This window comes from Neolewinella persica DSM 23188 (genome assembly GCF_000373105.1).
Classification (GTDB): Bacteria; Bacteroidota; Bacteroidia; order Chitinophagales; family Saprospiraceae; genus Neolewinella; species Neolewinella persica.
In genome coordinates this window covers 167,254-174,015 of the sequence record NZ_KB890416.1, presented here as the reverse complement: position 1 = coordinate 174,015, position 6,762 = coordinate 167,254, and the positions used below count along the sequence as shown (strand labels likewise).

The 6,762-nt window shown below is 50.1% G+C and carries 3 protein-coding genes; all 3 read right to left on the bottom strand.

Going from position 1 to position 6,762, the window contains the following annotated elements; all coding sequences use genetic code 11:
- Nucleotides 1-3,182: 3,182 nt before the first annotated feature.
- The 3 genes from B036_RS0104295 to B036_RS0104285 are packed head-to-tail and all read right to left on the bottom strand — an operon-like array spanning nucleotide 3,183 to nucleotide 6,751.
- Nucleotides 3,183-4,574, bottom strand: a complete 1,392-nt coding sequence (locus B036_RS0104295; RefSeq protein WP_020567457.1) for a hypothetical protein — start codon at nucleotides 4,572-4,574, stop codon at nucleotides 3,183-3,185.
- Between the two features lie 13 nt (nucleotides 4,575-4,587).
- Nucleotides 4,588-5,982 (bottom strand): hypothetical protein, encoded by a 1,395-nt coding sequence (locus B036_RS0104290; protein ID WP_020567456.1) that lies wholly within the window; start codon nucleotides 5,980-5,982, stop codon nucleotides 4,588-4,590.
- A complete protein-coding gene (locus B036_RS0104285) occupies nucleotides 5,963-6,751 on the bottom strand; it encodes a type III pantothenate kinase (RefSeq protein WP_044101811.1) in 789 nt (262 codons plus the stop codon). The genes B036_RS0104290 and B036_RS0104285 overlap by 20 nt, the downstream gene beginning before the upstream one ends.
- Nucleotides 6,752-6,762 lie beyond the last annotated feature (11 nt).

Sequence of the window (6,762 nt, the reverse complement as noted above, 5' to 3'; positions counted from 1 at the left end):
CCAAGCGTGTTGTACTCACACCAGTTCACTACGTCGTAAGTAATGCGGAGCTTGAAGCACTCATCACCTGCGAGCAGGGTACGGAGCGTATCAACCTTAGTNGTGGTCGTGATCAGATCACAAGCCAGTTCTTCAGCACCTACACCAGCGTACTCNGGNATNTCAGCACAGTCACCAGACTCATCGGTTGGGAAGGTCAGGCGGTAGTCGTGGATACCGATTACATCGATGCGCTGCGTACAGGCACCAACGTTGGTGAAGCCAGCGTCATCCGTAGAAACGAAGGTACGCGTGAAAGTACCTACACCACAGCTGTTCACGTCACCAGAGATTGTCTGGGTGATGGTTACGTTACAGTTGTCAACACCAGCGGCAGCACCGAAGATGGCGTCCAACTGAGCNTCAGTAGCATCCTGAATATCGGCAGGAAGGNTTGTGTTGTACTCAGTACAAGTGATNGTTGTGCTCGCAGGTGCGATACACGTTGGGCGGAGCTTGTCTTCAACAAGTACATCCAACCAGCAGAAGTTTACGTTACCAAGNGCGTCTTCTACACGGAGACCAACGCGAACCGTTCCAACGTCAGCACAAGTCAGGGTTACCTGAGGGCCGTAGTTGCCGATTGGCAGGTCAGCAGAATTTACGCGAGCGATGCTCAGCGTTACANCAGAACAGTCNTCGTAAGANCCANNGTCAATGTTGGAAGGNGTNAGNACGGCAAAACCGNTGNTTGAACCAGCAGAAGCCAGGCTGATGTTCAGNCCNTCNTCACAGATAGCAACCGGAGGCGTCTGATCCTGAACTACGAAGAAGAAGTCGTCGATGCTGGTGTTACCACACTGGTCAGTAGTGGTGTAGCGCAGCAGGTGACGGCCGGCAGGAATAGCGCTGGACAGTTCAGGTGTGCCACCAGGAACTACAGTGAAAGCACCGATTGGAGCACCGTTNACGTTGCCACCAGGGAAGATTTCAGCAGTAATGGTCACGTTAGTGCCAGAACAGTTGTCTACAGCAGATACGTCGTCAAGACGGAGGTAAGCAGCACAGATGTTGCCAGCGTTGGTTCCGTATACGAGGTCACCNGCTTCGTTACGCTCTACGCTAGGACCAGTGAATACCGGTGCAGTAGTGTCGCCAACTTTCACTACCTGAGTGAAGGTGCGAACGTCGCTTGGGTCACACCAGTCGATGACGGTGTAAGTACGAACGAATTTGTAAGTGAATGGGCAAGTAACGATTGGATCGCCATCGGAGAAAGTAACACCGATGTTACATACTGCCTGTCCGTCCATAAGTGGGAAGTTGCGACCGCCAATTGCGAGGAATGGGAAATCGTTAACCCGTGGTGCTGGGTAGTTAGCACGTGTTGGGTTAGCAGTACCACACTGCTCGTAGTTTACTACCTCTTCGATGTTATCAGCATCAAGGTCAGCAAGCGATGGACGCTCGAAAGTAAGCTCGTAAGAAGCAACGGCCGGAGCGTTTTCCTCACCTGAAGCAGATGGGCAAATAGCGATTTCAGTAGCCGTGAACGTGCGTGTGATAAGAATGTCATCACAGCTAGGATCTTCACCGTAAGTAACGATGTCGTTTACACAAACTTCAAGCTGATTTACACAACCGTCAGTAAAGATCGGAACAACGGGGTTGAGGGTACGAGCCAACAGGCGTGCACGAAGTGCAGATGCCATGGAACCGAAGACGGTAGAACCATCCTGAGCGTTAACAAGGTAGCAACGATCAACAGAAGTAGGCAGCGTAGAAACGTTGTTACCGTCGAAGTCGACACAAAGAAGGTCGATATCATCAGGAGTAACGTCAGCTACTGGAGAAGTCTTGTCTTCGCCACGTACAGTACCCCAGGTGGTAGTGAAACCAACTACTGGTGTAACGATATCGATTGGATCGAAAGAACTGTTGCTGATAGAGAAGGTATTGATACCTCCCTGGCCAAAGAAGCCGTCGTCAATGATACCAACACGAAGAACAGAACCTGCCTGTACTGGAAGGTCAGTGATCGAGCCCATGGCGTTTTCGTCGGTGAAATCGAGAATCGTTTCATCGAGGGGGAAACCTTCAAAGTCATACAGGATGAAACCGAAGTCAAAGCCTGGATCAATGCCCATGAAGTTGTAGTCAACGGAGTAAGCACCGTTAGCACTAAAGGTCATGTCAATAGAAATACCGTAAGCGTCAGTATTACCACCGAATGGGTCATTACCGTTACTTGCGATCTCCTTAATAAGATCAGTGTTTTGCGTAATGCCAGCGTTAGTATTTCCGGTAGCAGTACCACCCAGAAAGAAGAATCCGATGTCAACACCAGAAGCCTCAAGGGCATCAAAACCAACGATAGGTGCTGTAACCTGGACCTGGTCCATGGCGTCAACACGGTAAGTAAACTCACCACAACCGTCCACGATAGGACCATTTGCAGTGTTACCATCCATTACAGTGATGGTGAACAGTTCGTTTCCTGGACGGAAACCGTCGCCATCAACGTCGTAGTCCCCTGCGAGGACCATTTCAGGAATGACGAGACCTTGACACTCGTCGTTGAGTGTAAGGTTAAGGTTGGATATGCCAGCCAGATTGACTTCATACACCTGTGCTGTCAGCGCAAGGCTGCTAAGGCAGCAAATGGCCAACAGAAATAAATGTTTTACTTGCTTCATAAGATTACGATTAAAAAAGATTAAAAAGGTCGCCTCTTATAAGAGGCTTTAATATGGTTAAACTTCGCCAATCCTAGAGGATTGACTAATACTTGGGTCGCTTTTACCGCGTAAAGCTACTAAGATCAATTGGTTCCCACCAAACATACAGAAGATTTTAAGACAAAAAACCTGATAAATAGTAAACAAGTAGCGGCATAAAGACTTCAAAATAATCATAACTAACTTGTTTTCAGTGTTAACGGCTCCTCTAACCTTTTTTTTGCACCTGCGGCCCCGCCTGAAAGGAATTCAAAATTCAGTAATCAGGAGGCAGGTTCAATGATCAGTGCTCAGGAAGGAAGAAACCTGAATCCTAATCGTTAAATACTTAACCCTGACCGCTGGTCCCTGAGAACTAAATACTGACTACTACCCCCTATCCATATTTCCACCAACGCAAAGCGGCCCGTCCGGAAATCATCCGAACGGGCCGCTAAAGGGTCAGTCAGTACTTAGAGGCAGAGCTTAGAACCGTAGCGTCACCGTTTCACCGATACCACATCCTACTTTGATCTTGTCTCCTTCGTTATGGCCACGCTGGAAGGCCTCACTCTTAATGGGCATAGAGCCACGGTAGTTGGCGATACGCCTGTTGGCATCACCAGACACCTCGCTATCGACACGCTTGGCGTAGTTGTACTTATCCATTGCGGCAAGTACGGCCAGGCGCTGCTGGTAGGAGTCGCCACAGCTGCTGCCCAGGCGGGCGTAGATGTCACCGATCATGAGGTAAGGCTTACCCCAGTTAGGATTCAGTTCCGCAGCTTTATTGGCATTAGTACGGGCAGAACCGTACTGCTTTAACTTGCCAGATTGTACGGAAGCGATCTGGTAGTAGGCCTGTGCTTTCTTTTCGTTGGACTCCGCACTCTCAATGGCATCTTCGTAGCGCTTGATCGCCCCGGAGTAATCGCCCTCATCCATAAGGATACTGGCGTCGTAAAGCGGGTTGAGTCGACGACGCTCTACTTCCTGCTCATCTTTAAGGTTAGCATACATCGCATCGTAGGTAGCCTGTACCATCTGCACATCGGTGTCGGTATCTTCGCAGCCTTGTTCTTTCAGCTTACTAAGGATATACTTCACAATATCGTAGTCTGTCTTATTCTCCTCGAATTTCGGCATCAACTCTCCCTTGAAGTAGTCACAGTCGAAGATTTGATCGGCGAATTCCAGAACACTTGCATCGAGATTAGCTTTCGCATCCTCAAAGTACTGTTTGTAAGTGCCACCTTTCTCGATGTTGGCGTCGGCAAATTTGCTGGCCTGATCATACAATTCCCGAACCCGGGCATTGTCGATCTTCTCCGTCTTGAAGTAGTAGTTCAACAGCTGGCCAAGGGGAGCAAGTACAATGTACTCCGTATCGTCTCCACCTTTATCCATGGCCATCTTTAGCACGTCCAGGGCTTCCATGCTGTACCCCTGGAGGTAGAACATGTCGTAGCCTTTACGACCAAGGAGATAGGCCTCAGCATCCGGATAGCAGTTTAACTCCTCGTCATAAAAGGAAAGTAGCTTTTCCTGATACTCCTTCTTTTTCGCCGCATCAGTTTCCTTACTGGCTAAAGCACGGTAAAACAGGCGTCCGTCCCGGTAATGGAAGGGGCGCTGACCATCAGCTGCAGGAGCAATGGTGTAAGCGATCTCCCAATTAGAGAAAGCATTGTCGAATTCTTCGGCAGACATGGTGGAGAGGTCGGTCTTGCCTTTTACGAAGTTGCGGTAAGCAACGTGGGCATTTTCAGCCTTCTCCTTTTCGGAAGAATCGTTCCAGTTGGCACACTGAGCATTCAGTACGCTGGCGGAGGCACAGAGAACCAGCAGCAGAGCGATGGTGCGAATGAAGGTTTGCATGTTGGTTAATTTATTAGTTGAGTTTACGTTTGAAGAACCACGAGTTGTCGTTAAGCGAGAAGCCCATGGTGAATTGTATGTAGTTTTCGTCCAGGATGTTTGGAACCCCAAACTTACCAAATTCCACAGCAAGGTCAACAAAAGAGATTTGTTGGCGTGGTAAACGGAAAGGAAGACCTACTCCAAGCGAAACGGCGTTTCGTCTTGCCTGGACATCAGCCCCGTCTCCTCCCTGGATGGATCGGCCATCTTGCTCGAGCCGAAAACCGGCCCGGTAGCGGATGCGTTGCGCAAATTTATTGTAAGAATTGGCATTCGGTATATACTGGATGCCAAATGCAATCCTATTGGCGTCTACGAGCTCATCAGGTTGTGCATCATTGCGGTAATCACTAAAGGCACGATTGCCGTATTCGACGCCGACAAAGAATTTGTTAATGTCCTCAAAAGCGACACCTAAAGAATAGGTAGAAGGCAACCTGAGCGTACCTTTTTGTCCTGATTCGAAAATCAGGGTGTCACGGACGAACAGCTGGTTGTTCGGGCTGAAGCGGCGAAACAGTGTACTGGCATCGGTATTCAGATCATTGCCCAGGTTTCCGTTAAGGCCAACGATGATCCGTTTGCCATTAGGCAGCAATTCTCCCTTCTCGTTCTCTGACTTGAAGTTGTGCGTATACTGGAAGCCGTAGCCAAGGCTGGTTCCGGTAACGGCAAAGTCTTCAACGAACTCACTTGCCAGCGACTCGGTGATGTCCTCGAAAGTCACAATCCGGCTATTGGTGATCTTGCCAAAATTATAGTTGACGTTGACCCCGGCAGAGAAGGCTTTCCAGCGGAAAGCCGTCGACCAGGAAAAGCGGTAGGTTCCTCCGGTACCCTTGAGGGTATTGGAAGTCCGGCCAAAGTCCGTACTGTTTTCCCGTATCGCAAGATCGTAGCCAACATCATTTGTTGGCCGAAGCGTAAAGGCCATACCTGCATTCCAGATATTTTGCTGGCGATCCAGGTTCAGACTGATGGGATTACGAAGTGGGAAACCTAAAGACAGGTACCGCATGTTACCCTGCCAGGTATTGGCACTTCCGTTGCTGTCAGACAATTGGGCCGAACGGCCATAGCCGCCAACTTCGAAACTCGTCGACTGCAAGCTTGCCAGCGTGGCCGGATTTTCAATATTGAGGTGAAAAGCATCCTGGTAGGTACTTTCCAGGCCTCCCATACCGCTTTGAGCGGCAAAGAACTGATCAACGGGGTTACCGAGGCCGAAACGGCTGAGTGGACTGTTCAGCTTAGGCCGAATGTCAACAAAGTCCGTCACCTGACTATGGGCCACATTGCCGGAGACCCCGCACAGTAGCAGGAGCAGCAAAGGGAGCAGACTTGGTTTACGATTCGTTTTGAACATAGTATGACAATATTTGATTGAGTCCGCGCAGGACCAGATTGGGGTAAACACTAAAGGGAACACTAAGCTTTTCGGCCAGCCAATCCGCATCTCCTCCGGTCAGGAGTAGTTGCAGTTCGGGAAAATCGATCGACAAACGATGGTACAGTCCTTCTACTTCATAGACCAGGCCCATTTGCCCGCCATGACGAAGTGCCTTGTTGGTAGAGGTACCTACCCATCCCGGCGTTTCCGCAGGTTCGGGAAAAGGTAACCTTGCCGTAAAGTGATGCATTGCTTGCAGCCGCATGCGCATTCCCGGGCTGATGTTTCCACCAAGATAGGTTTGCGTTCCGTCGATCAGATCGAGGGTCATACAGGTGCCGGCGTCAACAATCAGTCTGGCCGAAGCCTTTTCAGGCGCGGACGCAGGTGCAGAAGAAGGTTGCAGGGCAATGCTGCCCGCTACCACTGCTATACGATCCTGCCCCAGTGTCTCCATCGTTTCATAGTTGGAGGCGAAAGGAAGCGCCAGGTTGGGACCGAGCGCCAGGACCGTAAGTTGGTCGGTGTTCCATTTATCCGTCCACTTAGTGGGTGGCACGTTTGCCACCGTGGAATAGATGATGTTTTTAACCCCATGGTTGGTTACCAGCCGGTCCGCCACTTCCCATTCCTGGTCCGTAAAGCGGGTTACCGGCCCGATCAGCTCCCCGTTGAGGAAGACTGCGGCCTTTACCGCAGAATTGCCAATATCGATGGCGAGTTGGTGATCAGTGGTTGTTCCCATCACATGATAGT